Consider the following 15,253-nt stretch of genomic DNA (forward strand, 5'->3'; position numbering starts at 1 on the left):
TCAATCCCGTCACGGAAATCGCAGCCCGACAGGTCTGCGCCGGCGAAATCGAGTCCTACCAGCCTGGCTTTTCGGAAGGACATGCGGCACAGGGCGGCGCCGACCAGCAGCGTGTCTTCGAAGCTGAGCGCTAGGCGCGGCGCGCGTGGGCGCGTCGCTGAAAGTGTACGTCCGGCGCCCTTGAAACGCTCCTCTATCAGCCGCCAGGGCCGCGCATGCCAGGACCGCCTGGACCGCCAGGACCGCCGAACATCATCGGGCGACGCTGTCCGCCCGGGCCGCTGAAGCTGCCGAAGCGGTAGCTCAGGCCGATGAAGGCGGTGCGGCCGCCAAAGCGGTTAATCCTGTACTCGCGCAGGCGGTCGGTCTCGGTGATCATCTCCATCTTCTGCGAGTCGAACAGGTCGTCGATGTTGACGGTCAGGGAGAGGGCCGGCGTGAGATTGTGGCGGTAGTTCAAACTGGCGGTGCGCACCGGCTGGCGGTAGCCCTGCCCGAACAGGGTCTTGCCCTGCGCATTCACGTTCAGCGCGAAGGTGTTTGCCGGGTTCGGGGTGTATTGGAGGCGTGCGCGGCCACTGATCGAGGTAGCGCTGCGTTTGTCGTCATTCACGCTATCCAGCACGGTTTGCTCGGAGTAGCCGATATTGCCGCTCACGTTGACCGTCAGCTGCGGGGTGGCGCGGCCGTTGAAGTTGAATTCCAGGCCGCCTGAACGGGCGGTCCCGCCGTTCTCGCGCGTGGTCAGGAGCACGTCGTTGGCCAGCAGGATGCGGCGCTCGTTGATCAGGTCGCTTTCGTTGCGCATGTACAGGCGCACGCTGGTGTCGACCTTGCCCAGCTTGGTCTCGACGCCGAGTTCCAGCGAATCGGTATTGGACGGCTGCAGGTTCGGGTTACCCGAGGAGATGTTCAGCTCGTCGCGGTAGACCACGAAAGGGTTCAGTTCGTTCTGGCCAGGCCTGCGGATGCGGCGCGCGTAGCTCATCCGCAGCGTGGTGTCGTCGGACAGGCCATAGGTGACGAAGGCGCTGGGGATCGCATCGAAATAGTGGTTGCTCGCGCGCACGCCGGTAGTGACCTGGTGCATGTCAAGGTCCGCGTACTCCGCGCGCAGGCCACCCAGCACGCCCCACTTCTCGTTGACGCGCCATTGGTAGGTGCCGTACAGCGCGTAGGTGGTGTCGTCCAGCTCGAAACGGTTGGTGCTGTTGCGGTTGACGCTCTCGACGCCGGCGTCGTTGATGCTGAAGCGGGCGTTGTCGAAGCTGCTGCTATTGCGCGCCACCTTGTATCCCAGCTTCAGCACGCCACGCTCGCCCGGCAGCTCGTAATCGCCAGTGATATCGGCAATACGGGTATCGGTCAGGTTGGCGTAGCGGTCGCCGACCACGCTGACGCTGGGCGGACGCACGGTATAGGCGTTGGAGGCGCGCGAGCTACTGTCCCGGTCGCTGCCGGACAGGCGCATGTCCAGCTTGAAGATCTCGCCCGGCGCATCGCCCTTGTGGTCGAGGCGCGCGTTGAATCCGTAGTTGCGGCCCTTCGATTCGCTCAGCGCCCGGCGCAGGTATTCGTTGTCGACGGCGCCGGCGGCCGTGGTGCTGCGGTAGCGCTCCGACGACACGTTCTCATTCGTGTTCTCCGAATAATTCAGGCCGGCGCCCACCACGTCCTTGTCGCCCAGGTTGTAGGTCACCTGGCCGTTCATGTTGGTCGAGTCACTGCGGTTGAGGCCGCTCGACTGTTGTTCGCTGCGCGCGACCGCGCCGGTCACCGGATCGATGCGTTCGCGGCGGTTCTCGCCGCTGTTCTCCATCTTGTTCTGCGCGCGGAACAGGCCGCCCTGCAGGCTGTAGCGGCCTTGCGTGTAGTTGCCGAAGACGCCCGTCCGGTAGCGGCCCTCGGTGCTGACGTTCGCGTTCACGGTCGCGAAACCGCCGGGGCTGCGTTCGCGCCGCATCACCAGGTTGATGACCGATCCGCCACCGCCTTCGTTGCCGAACTGCGCACCCGGATTGTTGATGACTTCCACCGAATCCAGGTCGGCTGCCGGAATCGCATTGATCGCGGCGGCGCGGTTCTCGCCCTGCATCATCGCCGAGGGCTTGCCGTCCACCAGGATCTGCACGCTGCGGCCGCGCAGCGTCACGTTGCCTTCGCCATCGACGGCAACCGAGGGCACCTTGTTCAGGGTATCGGCCACGGTGTCGTTCGAGGTGGCCGGATCGGCCTTGACGTCGTAGCTCTGGCGGTCGATGCGGTTCTGGGTGCGGGTCGCGCTGACGGTCACGGTGGACTCGACGGCCGGAGCCTGCGCCGGCGGAGTCGCCTGCCCCTGTGCTGCCTCAGCCTGCACCACCGCCGGCGCCGCGGGCTTCGCGGCTTCCTGCTTTGCCTGGGTGACCGGCGCCTGCTGCGCGCTCGCTGCGAACGGGACGAGCAGCGTGCCCGCGACGAGATGAGCGATCAGGGAAAGGCGCGGGTGACGGGAAGGCTGGGCGGTGTGTGAAGTAGTAGGCATGGAAACGGGCTCTGCAATATGGGCGAGCGGGATTGTCGCATGCTAACTTCTTAATGTTTGTAACAAAAGATAACAAGCATCGTCTTGAGCGGTTGGCACATGCATACGTGTTGCGCCGCCATGACATACACTTTCAGTTTTCAGGAAGGACGACAGACATGAACGCATTCGATTTCAGCGCAAGCGCGCTCGACGGTCGGCCGGTGGACCTGGGCGCCTACCGCGGCAAGGTACTCCTCATCGTCAATACCGCCAGTGCCTGCGGCTTCACGCCGCAGTACAAAGGACTGGAAGAGCTGCACCGCCAGTACGGCGAGCGCGGGCTGGCGGTGCTGGGCTTCCCCTGCAACCAGTTCGGCAAGCAGGAGCCTGGCACGGAAGCCGAGATCGGCGCCTTCTGCGAAAAGAACTACGGCGTGAGCTTCCCGATGTTCGCCAAGGTCGAAGTGAACGGCGACGACGCCCACCCGCTGTTCAAGCACCTGAAGGGCGAGAAGCCGGGCGTGCTGGGCCTAGAGGCGATCAAGTGGAACTTCACCAAGTTCCTGGTCGGGCGCGACGGCGAAGTGGTCAAGCGCTATGCGCCGCAGACGGCGCCGGCGGAGATCGCCGGCGACATCGAAAAGCTGCTGTAAGGACTACTGCTGTGGCACCAGGCGGATCGCCTGGCCGCCGCCGGGCGCGAGGCGCAGCTGCAGGGTGTCTTCCGCGGTAACGGTCTTCGTTTCCGTCACCAGGTCGAAGCGGCGCTCGCTGCGGTAGTCGGCCACGTCGCCGTCGCGGTAGATCTCGGCGGTATAGCGCCTGCCCTTGTCGAGGAAGCCGAGCGGCAGCGACAGCGTGCGTGCTTCGCCGTCGGTGACGGCCCCCACGTACCAGTCGTCGCCTGCACGGTTCTTGCGCGCGATGGTCGCGTACTGCCCCACTTCGCCATTGATCACGCGGGTGTCGGCCCAGTCGGTCGGCACGTCACGGATGAACTTGAAGGCGGCCGGGTACTTCGCGTAGTTCTCGGGCAGGTCGGCCGCCATCTGGATCGGCGAATAGATCACGACGAAGTTCGCCAGCTGCTTGGCCTGGGTCGAGTTGAAGGTCTTGCCATCCGCGCCCACCAGGCTCAGGATGCCCGGGGTGTAGTCCATCGGCCCGCTCAGCATGCGCGTGAACACCAGCTTGGCCTCGTGGTCCACGCTGTTGGGCGGGTTGCCCCAGGCGTTGTATTCGACGCCGCGCGCGCCTTCGCGCGTGAGCCAGTTCGGGTAGGTGCGGCGCAGGCCGGTGTCCTTGACCGGTTCGTGGGTGTCGATGGAGAGCTTGTACTTCGCCGCCTCGGTCACGGCTTTCACAAAGTGGCGCACACCCTCCTGCGAATCGTAATGGCCGTAGCGCGGCTTGCCGTCGCGGCCCGTGAACAGCGCGGTCCCCGCTTCGTGCACGTAGCCCGACTTGATGCTGTCCACGCCCAGCTTCGCGTACAGCCGGTAGGCGGCATCCATCTGCTTTTCGTAGGCGACGATGTTGGCGCCGGTTTCGTGGTGGCCGATCAGGCGCACGCCTTTCGACTTCGCGTACGCGGCCAGGCCGGGCAGGTCGAAGTCCGGGTAGGGCTGGGTGAAGCTGAAGTCGGCGCCGCCATGGCCCCAGTCGCTCTCCCAGCCCTTGTTCCAGCCTTCGACCAGCACGCCGCGGAAGCCGTTCTGCGCGGCGAAGTCGATGTATTTCCTGGTGTTGGCGGTGGTCGCGGCATGCTTCGGGCCGGCATTCCAGGAGCCGCTGTTCAGGTGCATCTGCCACCAGACGCCGACGAATTTCGCCGGCTTCACCCAGGACACGTCGCCCAGCTTGTTGGGTTCGTTCAGGTTCAGGACCAGGTCGGACATGTAGAGGCCGGCCGCGTCATCCGCGATCTGCATGGTGCGCCATGGCGTGGTGAAGGCGCCCTTGCGCACGACGGCCGGGCCGCTCGGCGAAGGCGCCAGCATGGCGCGCAGCTTCTGGCCGTCGACCTTGCGCAGCCACATGCTCGCATAGTCGACCAGGGCCGCTTCGTGGAAGGCGATGTGGGTACCGTCGTCCACGCGCAGGGTGAGCGGCGTGTTGGCGATGCCGATTTCCTTGAGCGGCGCCTTGCGGATTTCTTCTTCCAGTCCGGGCAGCTCGCCGGCCGGGATCCACCAGGCGGTGGCCGGCTGGGCGACGCTGAACTCGGTCAGCTCATCAAGGATCTCGGCCTCGCGCAGTTGCGGCTGGTCCGGGAATTCGTAGCGGAAGCCGATGCCGTCGTCATAGATGCGGAACACCACGTTGAGGCGGCGGCCGGCTCGGTTCTTCTGTTCGAGGTCGACCCGCAGTTCGCGGTAACGGTTGCGCACGAAGCGGCGCTCGCCCCAGGGCTGCTCCCAGGTGCCGTCATGCTCGCTCACCGTCTGCTTGCGCAGGCTGAAGCCGCCGTCGAGCTTCAGGGCATTGGCCAGGTTGAAGCCGAGGCGCGAGGGGGAAATGATGTCCTTGCCTTTGCGCTTGACGCCGTAGGCCAGCTTGCCCATGCCGTCGAGCTGCACTTCCACGCTGAGGACACTGCCCGGAGAAGCGGCGCTGGCGATGATCTGTTGCGCCCACGCCGGGAGGGCCAGCAGGCAGGATGCGGCCACGATGGTAGCGAACCGGTAAATACGCATGAAGTCTCCTTGTCGTTGTGGCGTCCGCCGTAGGAAAACTACCACTCCCCGGCTGAGCATCACATAGTAAGACATAAAGACGTAACTCGACTACCAGAGCCCAGTATCAGCGGGTCCGGATCCAGGCCGCGCCGTGCGTGATGCAGGCGCGGTTGACGTTCTCCAGGAAGCGGATGGCCTCGCCCTGCGAGACGCCGGGCGGCATCAACCGGGCCAGCGACATGTCTTCGGTGACGCGGTCGAGGCCATAGGAGATGGCGCGCGAGACGTCGCGCGCCAGCTTGCCGTCGCTGTTGTACAGCGCATCGTAGACGCCGGCCTCTTCCCATACCGGCACCAGGCCGGGCGTGGTGGAATCCTCGAAGACGGCCATGGGCGGCAGGCCCTCGTCGTCGCGGATGAGCTGGAAAATGAAACTCAAGATCGTTCCTCTGGTGGCAGGCGAGGATGGATGCTAGCACGCGAGCGCGCGGTCGATCAGCTCGATCCAATGCGTCACCGGGGTGTCGGTGCCCGACTGCAGGTGACTCATGCAGCCGATGTTCGCCGAGACGATTTCGTCGGGCTTGCAGGCTTCCAGGTTGGCCAGCTTGCGGTCGCGCAGTGCGTGCGCGATCTCCGGGTGCAGCACGGAATACGTGCCGGCCGAGCCGCAGCACAGGTGGCTGTCGGCACACAGGCTGACGTCGACGCCCGCCGCACGCAGCACGCCCTCGACCTTGCCACGGATCTGCTGGCCGTGCTGCAGCGTGCACGGCGGGTGGTAGGCGACGCGCTTCGCGATCTTCCCCTTCAGCTTCGCTGCCAGCTGTTCCTCGAATTCCGGCATGATCTCGGACAGGTCGCGCGTCAGCATCGAGATGCGGCCTGCTTTCGCCGCGTAAGCCTCGTCGTGCGCCAGCAGGTGGCCGTATTCCTTGACAGTGACGCCGCAGCCGGAGGCGGTCATGACGATCGCTTCCACCTCTTCGCGTTCGACATACGGCCACCAGGCGTCGATGTTGCGGCGCATGTCGTCCAGGCCGCCCTGCTGGTCGTTCAGGTGGTAGCGCACCGCGCCGCAGCAGCCGGCCTTCGGCGCCACCAGCAGCTGCACCCCGAAGGCGTCCAGCACGCGCGCGGTGGCGGCATTGATGTTGGGCGCCATCGCCGGCTGCACACAGCCGCCAAGCACCAGCATCTTGCGCGCATGGGCGCGCGCAGGCCAGGCGCCGGCGTCGCGCGCCGGCTGCAGCTTGTCCTGCAATTCCTTCGACAGCACCGGACGGGCCAGCTGCCCTGCCCTGAACGCCGGCTTGAACAGCGCCGTGCGCGGCAGGAATTCCTTGAGCGTGCTGCGCTTGACGCGGTCCTTCAATGGACGGGGCACGCGTTCCTCGACGACGCGGCGGCCGATGTCCACCAGGCGGCCGTATTTCACCCCCGAGGGACAGGTGGTTTCGCAGTTGCGGCAGGTCAGGCAGCGGTCCAGGTGGAGCTGGGTCTTGCGGGTCGGCTCGGCGCCTTCCAGCACCTGCTTGATCAGGTAGATGCGGCCGCGCGGGCCATCGAGCTCGTCGCCCAGCAGCTGGTAGGTCGGGCAGGTGGCGGTGCAGAAGCCGCAGTGCACGCAGGCGCGCAGGATTGCTTCCGCTTCGTCGCCCTCGGGGGTGCCCTTGATGAAGTCGGCCAGATTGGTTTGCATGTCAGTACATTCGTCCCGGATTGAAGATGTTCGCCGGATCGAAGGAAGCCTTCAGGCGTTCGTGGATGCGCGCGACGGCGGGCGCCAGCGGCTGGAACACGCCGCTTGACTTGTCGCCGCCGCGGAACAGGGTCGCGTGGCCGCCCACCGCGCTCACGCTGCGGCGGATCGTGGCGGCATCTAGACCGGTGCGCAGCCAGCGCTGGGCGCCGCCCCACTCGATCAGCTGGGTTGCGCCCATCCTGCCGCCGAGCACGATCGCGCTCGTCGCGGAGGGCACGGACAGGCGCCACAGCGCCTCCTCGCCGCCGAAGAAGGGCAAGCGCTGCTCGCGCAGCTCTTCCCAGAAGCAATCGGGATTGGCCATGATGTCGCCGCCGATCAGGCGCACGGCAGCGTCGACCGCCGCCTGGGCGCCGGACAGGCGCAGCGCCAGGCTGCCCTTGTACCAGCAGCTGCCCGATAGCGGCAGCGGCTGGCCGCCCCACTCGTTCAGCCGGCGGATCGCCTCGATCTCGGGCATGTCCAGGCACAGGGTAATGTCGGCGAACGGGCGGGGCAATACCTTGACCGAGACTTCCAGCAACAGGCCGAGGGTGCCGAGCGAACCGGCCAGCATGCGCGAAACGTCGTAGCCGGCCACGTTCTTCATCACCTGGCCGCCGAAGCTCAGCACGTCGCCCTTCCCGTCCAGTAGTTTGGCCCCGAGCACGAAGTCACGCACCCCGCCGCTATGCGCGCGGCGCGGGCCGGCCAGGCCGGCGGCAATCGCGCCGCCCAGCGTGGCATCTGCGCCGAAATGCGGCGGCTCGAAGGCCAGCATCTGCTTGCGTTCCGCCAGCACGGCTTCGATCTCGCGCAGCGGCGTGCCGCAGCGCGCCGTGAGAACCAGCTCGGTCGGCTCGTAGTCGACGATGCCGCGGTAGCCGCGCGTATCGAGGATCTCGCCCTCGAGGCGCTGGCCGTACCAGTCCTTGCTGCCGCCGCCGCGGATGCGCAGCGGCCGTTTGTCGGCTGCGGCGCCGCGCACCCGGTCCTGGAATTGTTCGATGGACTGCATGGTTTAAAAGCGCGGAAGGTCGGGGAAAGGCAGCTCGCCGCCATGCACGTGCATCTTGCCGAATTCGGCGCAGCGGTGCGGCGTCGGGATCGCCTTGTCCGGGTTGAGCAGCATCGGCACATCGAAGGCGCGCTTGACCGCGAAGAAGGCGTCGAGCTCCTTGCGATCGAACTGCACGCACATTGAATTGATCTTCTCCATGCCCACGCCATGCTCGCCGGTGATGGTGCCGCCCACCTCGACGCACAGCGCCAGGATCGCGGCGCCGAAGGCTTCGGCGCGGTCGAACTCACCCGGCTGGTTGGCATCGAACAGGATCAGCGGGTGCATATTGCCGTCGCCGGCATGGAATACGTTCGAGCAGCGCAGGCCGAAGGTCTGTTCCATTTCCTCGATGCCTTGCAAGACCCGCGCCAGCTGCTTGCGCGGGATGGTGCCGTCCATGCAGTAATAGTCGGGCGAAATGCGGCCCGCCGCCGGGAAGGCGTTCTTGCGGCCGGACCAGAAGCGTATGCGCTCGGCCTCGTTCTGCGACACCGCGATGGCCGTCGCGCCCGCGCCTTCGAACACGGCCTTCATGCGTTCGACTTCTTCCGCCACTTCCAGCGCGGTGCCGTCGGCCTCGCACAGCAGGATCGCGGCCGCGTCGGTATCGTAGCCCGCGTGCACGAAAGGCTCGACCATGCGCACCGAGGTGCGGTCCATCATCTCGAGGCCGGCCGGGATGATGCCGGCTGCGATGATGCTGGCCACCGCGTTGCCGGCGGTGATGACGTCGGCGAACGAGGCCATGACCACCTGGGCCACCGCAGGTTTCGGCACCAGTTTCACGGTGACCTCGAGGACGATGCCGAGCATGCCCTCCGAGCCGATGAACACGGCCAGCAGGTCCAGGCCCGGCGCGTCCAGCGCTTCGCTGCCGAGTTCGATGATCTCGCCCTCGATGGTGGCCACGCGCACGCGCAGCACGTTGTGCACCGTCAGGCCGTATTTGAGGCAGTGCACGCCGCCGGAGTTCTCTGCCACGTTGCCGCCGATGGTGCAGGCGATCTGGGACGAGGGATCGGGCGCGTAATACAGGCCGTACTGGGCCGCCGCTTCGGAGATGGCGAGGTTGCGCACGCCCGGCTGGACCACGGCGGTGCGTGAATACGCGTCGACGCGCACGATGCGGTTCAGGCGTGCGGTCGAGAGGACGACTCCGTCGGCGATCGGCAGGGCGCCGCCGGACAGGCCGGTGCCGGCGCCGCGCGGGACGATCGGCACGCCCAGCTCACGGCAGGCGTTCAGGATCGCCAGCACCTGCTCTTCGCTGGTGGGCAAGGCGACGATCATGGGCAGCTGGCGGTACGCGGCCAGGCCGTCGCACTCGTAGGGGCGGGTGTCTTCGGGGTCGGACAGGACGCAGCCTTCGGGCAGGCGCGCACGCAGGGCTGCCGCGACCTGTTCGCGCCGTCCGGCGAGGGTGGAGGTAGAGACGCTCATGCTCACATTGTAGGCACAATTGCCGCATTTTGTCGTATGCTCGCCCTATCGTTTTTTTAACAGATTGCATAAGGCTACATCATGGGCAACCGACTCTCGAAAATCGCCACCCGCACGGGCGACGACGGCACCACCGGCCTGGGCGACGGCAGCCGCACCGGCAAGGACAGCGCCCGCATCCATTCGCTGGGCGACGTGGACGAGCTGAATTCCTTCGTCGGCCTGCTGCTGTGCGAAGACATGCCGGCCGAGCTGCGTGAAGAACTCATCTCGATCCAGCACGACCTGTTCGACCTGGGCGGCGAGCTGTGCATCCCGGGCTACGAGATGATCAAGGACGAGCACGTGGCGCGCCTCGACGGCCTGCTCGAGAAGTACAACGCCGACCTGCCGGTGCTGAAGGAATTCATCCTGCCGGCCGGTTCGCGCGCGGCTTCGCTGGCCCACGTCTGCCGCACCGTGTGCCGCCGTGCCGAGCGCAGCATCGTGGCGCTGTCGCATGCGGAGGCCATCCGGCCGCATCCGCGCCAGTACGTGAACCGCCTGTCGGACCTGATGTTCGTGCTGGCGCGCGTGCTGAACCGCTTCGCCGGCGGCAGCGACGTGCTGTGGCAGCACGAGCGCAGGCGGGGTTGAGCCCATGGAAGACTTCATCGGCATCTACGACGAGGCGCTCAGCGCCCAGCAGTGCGACGCGATCCGCGCGCGTTTCGACGCCAGCGGCAAGGTCGCGCGCGGCCGCACCGGCAACGGCGTCGACGTCAGCAAGAAGGACAGCTACGACCTGACCATCAACGGGCACCCGGAATGGGACGACGTCGGCGCCCTGCTGACCCAGACCATGGCACGCCACCTGGCCCAGTACATGGACAAGTACCGCATGCTGCTGATCGGCGCGCTGTCGCCGCAGGTGGCGCATCCGCAAACCGGCGAGCCGGTGACCCTGTCGCTGCAGAACTTCGACGAGTGCGGCAAGCCGAACGTCGTGGAACTGATGCAGTCGATCTACCGGGTCGGAAACATCAACCTGCAGAAGTACCTGCAGGGGAGCGGCGGCTACCACCACTGGCATTCCGAGATCTACCCGCAGAACGCCAGCTGCGAGACCCTGCACCGGGTGCTGCTGTGGCAGTTCTACCTGAACGACGTGGCGGTTGGCGGGGAGACGGAGTTCCTGTACCAGGGGCGCAAGGTCGAGGCGCGCAAGGGGCGGCTGATCATTGCGCCGGCGGGGTTTACGCATACCCACAAGGGGCATGTGTCGGGGAGCGGAGACAAGTACATCGCGACCTCGTGGATTTTGTTCCAGCGGGCGGAGGCCTTGTTCGGGGGAGCGTAACGTGGGCGGGAAAACCGCCCACGTTACAGTTTAGGTGTTATTGACGACCAGGCGCGGCTCGCCGGCAGCGAAACGCTGGCGGATCGACGCCGCAATGCCTTTGGCATCCAGCCCCACGGACGCCAGCAGCGCCCCCGGATCCCCTTGGTCGATGAACTTGTCCGGCAAGCCCAGGTTCAGCACCGGCTTGGCGATCCCTTCCGCCGCCAGCGCTTCCATCACGGCGCTGCCTGCGCCGCCCATCACGCAGCCTTCTTCCACCGTCACCAGGTAGTCGTGCTCCTTCGCCAGGCGCTTGAGCAGTTCCACGTCGAGCGGCTTCACGAAGCGCATGTTGGCGACCGTCGCGCCCAGCTCTTCGCCGGCGGCGATGCTCGGCGCCACCATCGAACCGAAGGCCAGGATCGCGATGCCCTTGCCTTCGCGGCGCACGACGCCCTTGCCGATCTCGATCGAGCTCAGCTCTTCCTGGATCGCCGCACCGACACCGGCGCCGCGCGGATAGCGCACCGCCGCCGGGCCCGGATAGTGGTAAGCGGTAGTCAGCATCTGGCGGCATTCGTTCTCGTCCGAGGCGGCCATGACGACCATGTTCGGGATGCAGCGCAGGTAGGCCAGGTCGTAGTTGCCGGCGTGGGTCGCGCCGTCGGCGCCCACCAGGCCGGCGCGGTCGAGCGCGAAGGTCACGTCCAGGTTCTGCAGGGCCACGTCGTGGATCAGCTGGTCGTAGGCGCGCTGCAGGAAGGTCGAGTAGATCGCCACCACCGGCTTCAGGCCTTCGGTCGCGATGCCGCCCGCAAAGGTCACCGAGTGCTGCTCGGCGATGCCGACGTCGAAGTAGCGCTCCGGGTAGTGCTGGTGGAAGCGCACCATGCCCGAGCCTTCGCGCATCGCCGGCGTGATGCCGACCAGGCGCGAATCTAGAGCCGCCATGTCGCACAGCCAGTTGCCGAACACTTCGGTGTAGGTGATCTTGCCCGGCGCACTGGCTTTGATGCCCTCGGTCGGGTTGAACTTGCCGGTGCCGTGGTACAGGATCGGCTCGGCCTCGGCCAGCTTGTAGCCCTGCCCTTTTTTCGTCACCACGTGCAGGAACTGCGGGCCCTTGAGCTTCTTGATGTTCTCCAGGGTCGGAATCAGGGATTCCAGGTCGTGGCCGTCGATCGGGCCGATGTAGTTGAAGCCGAATTCCTCGAACATCGTGGCCGGGACCACCATGCCCTTGGCATGTTCCTCGAGCTTGCGCGCGAGGTCGAGCACCGGACCAGGCAGCACGCTGCGGCCGACATTCTTGGCGGCGGCGTAGAACTGGCCGCTCATCAGGCGCGCCAGGTAGCGGTTCAGCGCGCCCACCGGCGGCGAGATCGACATGTCGTTGTCGTTCAGGACCACCAGCAGGTTGCAGTCTTCCTCGACGCCGGCGTTGTTCAGGGCCTCGAAGGCCATGCCGGCGGTCATCGAGCCGTCGCCGATCACGGCGATCGCGTGGCGGTCTTCGCCCTTCAGCTTGGCCGCCTTGGCCATGCCCAGCGCCGCGGAGATCGAGGTCGAGGAGTGCGCAGTGCCGAAGGTGTCGTAGATGCTCTCGTCGCGCTTCGGGAAGCCCGACAGGCCGTTCAGCTGGCGCAGCGAGGGCATGCGCTCGCGGCGGCCGGTGAGGATCTTGTGCGAATAGGTCTGGTGGCCCACGTCCCACACGATGCGGTCATGCGGGGTGTGGAAGACGTAGTGCAGCGCGATGGTGAGTTCCACCGTGCCCAGGTTCGACGACAGGTGGCCGCCGGTCTTCGACACCGAGTCGAGCAGGAACTGGCGCAGTTCGGTCGCGAGCGGGGTCAGTTGCGTGCGCGGGAGCTTGCGCAGGTCCGCGGGATCGTTGATGGTCTCTAGCAGGTTCATTTATGCCTTCCGCTGCACGATGAGGTCCGCGAGTTCGCGCAGCCGCAGTGCTTGTTCTCCAAATGGCGCCAGCGCTTCGTGCGCTTCACGCCGCAATTGCTCGGCCAGTTCCTTCGATGGTTCCAGCCCAAGGATCGACACATAAGTCGGCTTGTTGTCGGCCGCGTCCTTGCCCGCGGTCTTGCCCAGCGTGGCCGAATCGGCCGTCGCATCGAGCACGTCGTCGACCACCTGGAAAGCCAGGCCGATCGCCTTCGAATAGGCGCCCAGGGCTTCCAGTTCGGTCGGCGACAGGTCCTTGCCGCACAGCGCACCCAGGATCACCGAGACGCGCAGCATGGCGCCGGTCTTGAGCTGGTGCATGCGCTCCAGTTCCTCGCGCGTGAGCGCCAGCCCGACGCTGTCGAGGTCGATCGCCTGGCCGCCGCACATGCCGGCCGAACCAGCCGCCTCGGCCAGCAGGCGCAGCATGAGAACCTGGCGCGCGGGCGGCAGGGTATCGATCCCGGCCAGGGTCTCGAAGGCCTGGGCTTGCAGGGCGTCTCCGACCAGCAGCGCGGTCGCTTCATCGTAGGCCACGTGCACCGTCGGCTTGCCGCGGCGCAGGTCGTCGTCGTCCATGCAGGGCATGTCGTCATGGACCAGCGAGTACACGTGGATCATTTCGACCGCGGCAGCCACGCGCGCCAGCGCCTGCGAATGACCAGGCTGCGCGCCGCCGAACAGCGCGCCGCTGCCGTAGGCCAGCAGCGGGCGCACCCGCTTGCCGCCGCCCAGCGTGGTGTAGCGCATCGCTTCGTGCAGCTTGTGCGGCACCGTGCCGCCGGCGGGCAGGAAGGCATCGAGCGCGCGCTCGACGTCCGCCTGCACGTCCTGCATCCAGGCGCTGAAACTCCGTTCCGTCATTGCTCGCCCTCGCCTTCGGCCGAGAAAGGCTTGAGCATGTCGCCTTCGAGCACCTTGACCTGGGACTCGACCTTTTCCAGCTGGGCCGCGCAGAATTTCACCAGCTCGGAGCCGCGCGCATAGGCGGCCACCGAGGCTTCCAGCGGCAACTGGCCGGATTCCATCTGCGACACGAGCTGCGCAAGCTCGGCCATCGCGCCTTCGAAGGACTCGGGCGCATTCGTATTGTTTGACATAGCGTTTCGCTTGGGGAAAGGCGCAAGGGCGCGCCAAGGGTCAGTCCAATCGCGTATTTTAGATCAATCCTTCCCCTCAAGGGGTGCACATTGCACCATCCGCAACTTGCCTGCATGTAACTTTGTCGTGCATTGGCGCCCTCCCTTCATGAAAACCTTGATTTTTCAACAGCTTATTTGCACGGTTTCGTCACTGGCGCGCGACGGCCCCTGACCCCTGAGCCTGTTTCCACGGTATAATCTTCGGTTCTGTCCGAAATACCGTATTCCTCTTCCTAAGATACTGGTCTTTGGATTCTTTTTCTCTTCTTTGGTAGTGCTAAATTAAAGGGGGGTTGGGATGTCCGATCTGGCTACCCACGCCAAGCTGGCGCGTTCGTGCGCGCAGCTTCCGGTAAACGTTTACTTCGACAACGCGTTGATGCAGCGCGAGTTGCAGCAGCTGTTTCACAAAGGGCCGCGCTACGTCGGCCACGAATTGATGGTGCCGGAAGTAGGCGATTTCGCGACACTTGCATCCGAGAACGAAGGCCGCATGCTGGTCCGCAACGCGGGCGGCATCGAGGTGCTGTCCAACGTCTGCCGTCACCGCCAGGCGCTGATGTTCAATGGCCGCGGCAATGCGAACACCATCGTGTGCCCGCTGCACCGCTGGACCTATGACCTGAAGGGCCAGCTGATCGGCGCGCCGCACTTCCCGGAGACGCCCTGCCTGAACCTGTCGAAGACGCCGCTGCAGAACTGGAACGGCCTGCTGTTCGAGCAGAACGGCTATGACGTCATCGACAAGCTGAAGAACATGGAGGCAACCCGCGACCTCGATTTCAGCGGCTACATGTTCGACCACGTCGAGATCCACGAGTGCGACTACAACTGGAAGACCTTCATCGAGGTCTACCTGGAGGATTACCACGTCGAGCCCTTCCACCCGGGCCTGGGCAATTTCGTGTCCTGCGAGGACCTGAAGTGGGAATTCGGCCGCGACTACAGCGTCCAGACCGTGGGCGTGAACCGCGCGCTGCAAAAAGCAGGCTCGCCGGCCTACAAGAAGTGGCAGGAACAGGTCCTGAAGTTCAACAACGGACAGCCGCCGAAGTACGGCGCCATCTGGCTGACCCTGTACCCGAACATCATGGTCGAGTGGTACCCGAACGTGCTGGTGGTGTCGACCCTGTGGCCGATCGGCCCGCAGAAGACCCGCAACGTGGTCGAGTTCTACTACCCCGAAGAGATCGTGCTGTTCGAGCGCGAATTCGTCGAAGCCGAGCGCGCCGCCTACATGGAGACCGCGGTCGAGGACGACGAGATCGCGCTGCGCATGGATGCCGGCCGCAAGATCCTGCTGGACCGCGGCGTCAACGAAGTCGGACCTTACCAGTCGCCGATGGAAGACGGTATGCAGCATTTCCATGAGTGGTACCGCAGCAAGCTAGAGCTGTAAG

At 65.7% G+C, this 15,253-nt stretch carries 13 protein-coding genes and 1 pseudogene; 4 read left to right on the plus strand and 10 right to left on the minus strand.

The window, feature by feature from the left end; translation table 11 throughout:
• Positions 1-20: 20 nt before the first annotated feature.
• Both AC56LK_RS07105 and AC56LK_RS07110 read right to left on the minus strand, forming a co-directional pair.
• Positions 21-200 (minus strand): annotated as a pseudogene (locus tag AC56LK_RS07105) (pentapeptide repeat-containing protein); the annotation flags it as partial.
• Entirely contained in the window at positions 197-2,524 is a 2,328-nt protein-coding gene (locus tag AC56LK_RS07110) for a TonB-dependent receptor domain-containing protein (RefSeq protein ID WP_497183856.1), read from the minus strand. The pseudogene AC56LK_RS07105 and the gene AC56LK_RS07110, both read right to left, overlap by 4 nt.
• A 158-nt stretch (positions 2,525-2,682) precedes the next feature.
• Between AC56LK_RS07110 and AC56LK_RS07115 the strand changes: the two genes are divergently transcribed.
• Positions 2,683-3,159: a glutathione peroxidase gene (locus AC56LK_RS07115; RefSeq protein WP_497183857.1), complete on the plus strand. Its 477-nt coding sequence runs from the start codon at positions 2,683-2,685 to the stop codon at positions 3,157-3,159.
• A 3-nt stretch (positions 3,160-3,162) separates the two neighbouring features.
• Here the strand turns inward: AC56LK_RS07115 and AC56LK_RS07120 are convergent, their stop codons facing one another.
• The 5 genes from AC56LK_RS07120 to AC56LK_RS07140 all read right to left on the minus strand — a co-directional run bounded on the left by AC56LK_RS07120 (position 3,163) and on the right by AC56LK_RS07140 (position 9,431).
• Entirely contained in the window at positions 3,163-5,202 is a 2,040-nt protein-coding gene (locus AC56LK_RS07120) for a glycoside hydrolase family 97 protein (RefSeq protein WP_497183858.1), read from the minus strand.
• Positions 5,203-5,308: 106 nt separating this feature from the next.
• Positions 5,309-5,623 (minus strand): hypothetical protein, encoded by a 315-nt coding sequence (locus AC56LK_RS07125; RefSeq protein WP_497183859.1) that lies wholly within the window; start codon positions 5,621-5,623, stop codon positions 5,309-5,311.
• Positions 5,624-5,656: 33 nt separating this feature from the next.
• The gene (glcF, locus tag AC56LK_RS07130; protein WP_497183860.1) at positions 5,657-6,886 is read right to left on the minus strand and encodes a glycolate oxidase subunit GlcF; all 1,230 of its coding nucleotides are present in this window, start codon (positions 6,884-6,886) and stop codon (positions 5,657-5,659) included.
• Position 6,887: 1 nt separating this feature from the next.
• The gene (glcE, locus tag AC56LK_RS07135) at positions 6,888-7,946 is read right to left on the minus strand and encodes a glycolate oxidase subunit GlcE (RefSeq protein WP_497183861.1); all 1,059 of its coding nucleotides are present in this window, start codon (positions 7,944-7,946) and stop codon (positions 6,888-6,890) included.
• 3 nt (positions 7,947-7,949) lie between these two features.
• Positions 7,950-9,431, minus strand: a complete 1,482-nt coding sequence (locus AC56LK_RS07140) for an FAD-linked oxidase C-terminal domain-containing protein (protein ID WP_497183862.1) — start codon at positions 9,429-9,431, stop codon at positions 7,950-7,952.
• Between the two features lie 81 nt (positions 9,432-9,512).
• On the opposite strand from AC56LK_RS07140, the gene AC56LK_RS07145 reads away from it, so the two are divergent.
• Together AC56LK_RS07145 and AC56LK_RS07150 are read left to right on the plus strand one after the other, a co-directional pair.
• Positions 9,513-10,067: a cob(I)yrinic acid a,c-diamide adenosyltransferase gene (locus AC56LK_RS07145; RefSeq protein WP_497183863.1), complete on the plus strand. Its 555-nt coding sequence runs from the start codon at positions 9,513-9,515 to the stop codon at positions 10,065-10,067.
• 4 nt (positions 10,068-10,071) lie between these two features.
• Entirely contained in the window at positions 10,072-10,770 is a 699-nt protein-coding gene (locus AC56LK_RS07150) for a 2OG-Fe(II) oxygenase (RefSeq protein ID WP_497183864.1), read from the plus strand.
• Positions 10,771-10,800: 30 nt separating this feature from the next.
• Here AC56LK_RS07150 and dxs read toward each other — a convergent pair whose 3' ends face one another.
• The 3 genes from dxs to AC56LK_RS07165 are packed head-to-tail and all read right to left on the minus strand — an operon-like array spanning position 10,801 to position 13,811.
• On the minus strand, positions 10,801-12,669 hold the full coding sequence (gene dxs / locus AC56LK_RS07155; RefSeq protein WP_497183865.1) for a 1-deoxy-D-xylulose-5-phosphate synthase: 1,869 nt from the start codon (positions 12,667-12,669) through the stop codon (positions 10,801-10,803).
• Positions 12,670-13,575, minus strand: coding sequence for a polyprenyl synthetase family protein (locus tag AC56LK_RS07160; protein WP_497183866.1), 906 nt, complete (start codon positions 13,573-13,575; stop codon positions 12,670-12,672).
• Positions 13,572-13,811, minus strand: a complete 240-nt coding sequence (locus AC56LK_RS07165) for an exodeoxyribonuclease VII small subunit (protein ID WP_497183867.1) — start codon at positions 13,809-13,811, stop codon at positions 13,572-13,574. The genes AC56LK_RS07160 and AC56LK_RS07165 overlap by 4 nt, the downstream gene beginning before the upstream one ends.
• Before the next feature lie 340 nt (positions 13,812-14,151).
• On the opposite strand from AC56LK_RS07165, the gene AC56LK_RS07170 reads away from it, so the two are divergent.
• Positions 14,152-15,252, plus strand: coding sequence for an aromatic ring-hydroxylating oxygenase subunit alpha (locus AC56LK_RS07170; protein ID WP_497183868.1), 1,101 nt, complete (start codon positions 14,152-14,154; stop codon positions 15,250-15,252).
• Position 15,253 lies beyond the last annotated feature (1 nt).

Source organism: Telluria sp. ZB4P36 (assembly GCF_059685865.1).

Coding starts and splice junctions, on each gene's coding strand:
- AC56LK_RS07150 (WP_497183864.1), top strand. CDS start 10,072: ATGGAAGACTTCATCGGCATCTACGACGAGGCGCTCAGCGCCCAGCAG.
- dxs (WP_497183865.1), bottom strand. CDS start 12,669: ATGAACCTGCTAGAGACCATCAACGATCCCGCGGACCTGCGCAAGCTC.
- AC56LK_RS07145 (WP_497183863.1), top strand. CDS start 9,513: ATGGGCAACCGACTCTCGAAAATCGCCACCCGCACGGGCGACGACGGC.
- AC56LK_RS07170 (WP_497183868.1), top strand. CDS start 14,152: ATGTCCGATCTGGCTACCCACGCCAAGCTGGCGCGTTCGTGCGCGCAG.
- glcE (WP_497183861.1), bottom strand. CDS start 7,946: ATGCAGTCCATCGAACAATTCCAGGACCGGGTGCGCGGCGCCGCAGCC.
- AC56LK_RS07160 (WP_497183866.1), bottom strand. CDS start 13,575: ATGACGGAACGGAGTTTCAGCGCCTGGATGCAGGACGTGCAGGCGGAC.
- AC56LK_RS07115 (WP_497183857.1), top strand. CDS start 2,683: ATGAACGCATTCGATTTCAGCGCAAGCGCGCTCGACGGTCGGCCGGTG.
- AC56LK_RS07110 (WP_497183856.1), bottom strand. CDS start 2,524: ATGCCTACTACTTCACACACCGCCCAGCCTTCCCGTCACCCGCGCCTT.
- glcF (WP_497183860.1), bottom strand. CDS start 6,886: ATGCAAACCAATCTGGCCGACTTCATCAAGGGCACCCCCGAGGGCGAC.
- AC56LK_RS07165 (WP_497183867.1), bottom strand. CDS start 13,811: ATGTCAAACAATACGAATGCGCCCGAGTCCTTCGAAGGCGCGATGGCC.
- AC56LK_RS07140 (WP_497183862.1), bottom strand. CDS start 9,431: ATGAGCGTCTCTACCTCCACCCTCGCCGGACGGCGCGAACAGGTCGCG.
- AC56LK_RS07120 (WP_497183858.1), bottom strand. CDS start 5,202: ATGCGTATTTACCGGTTCGCTACCATCGTGGCCGCATCCTGCCTGCTG.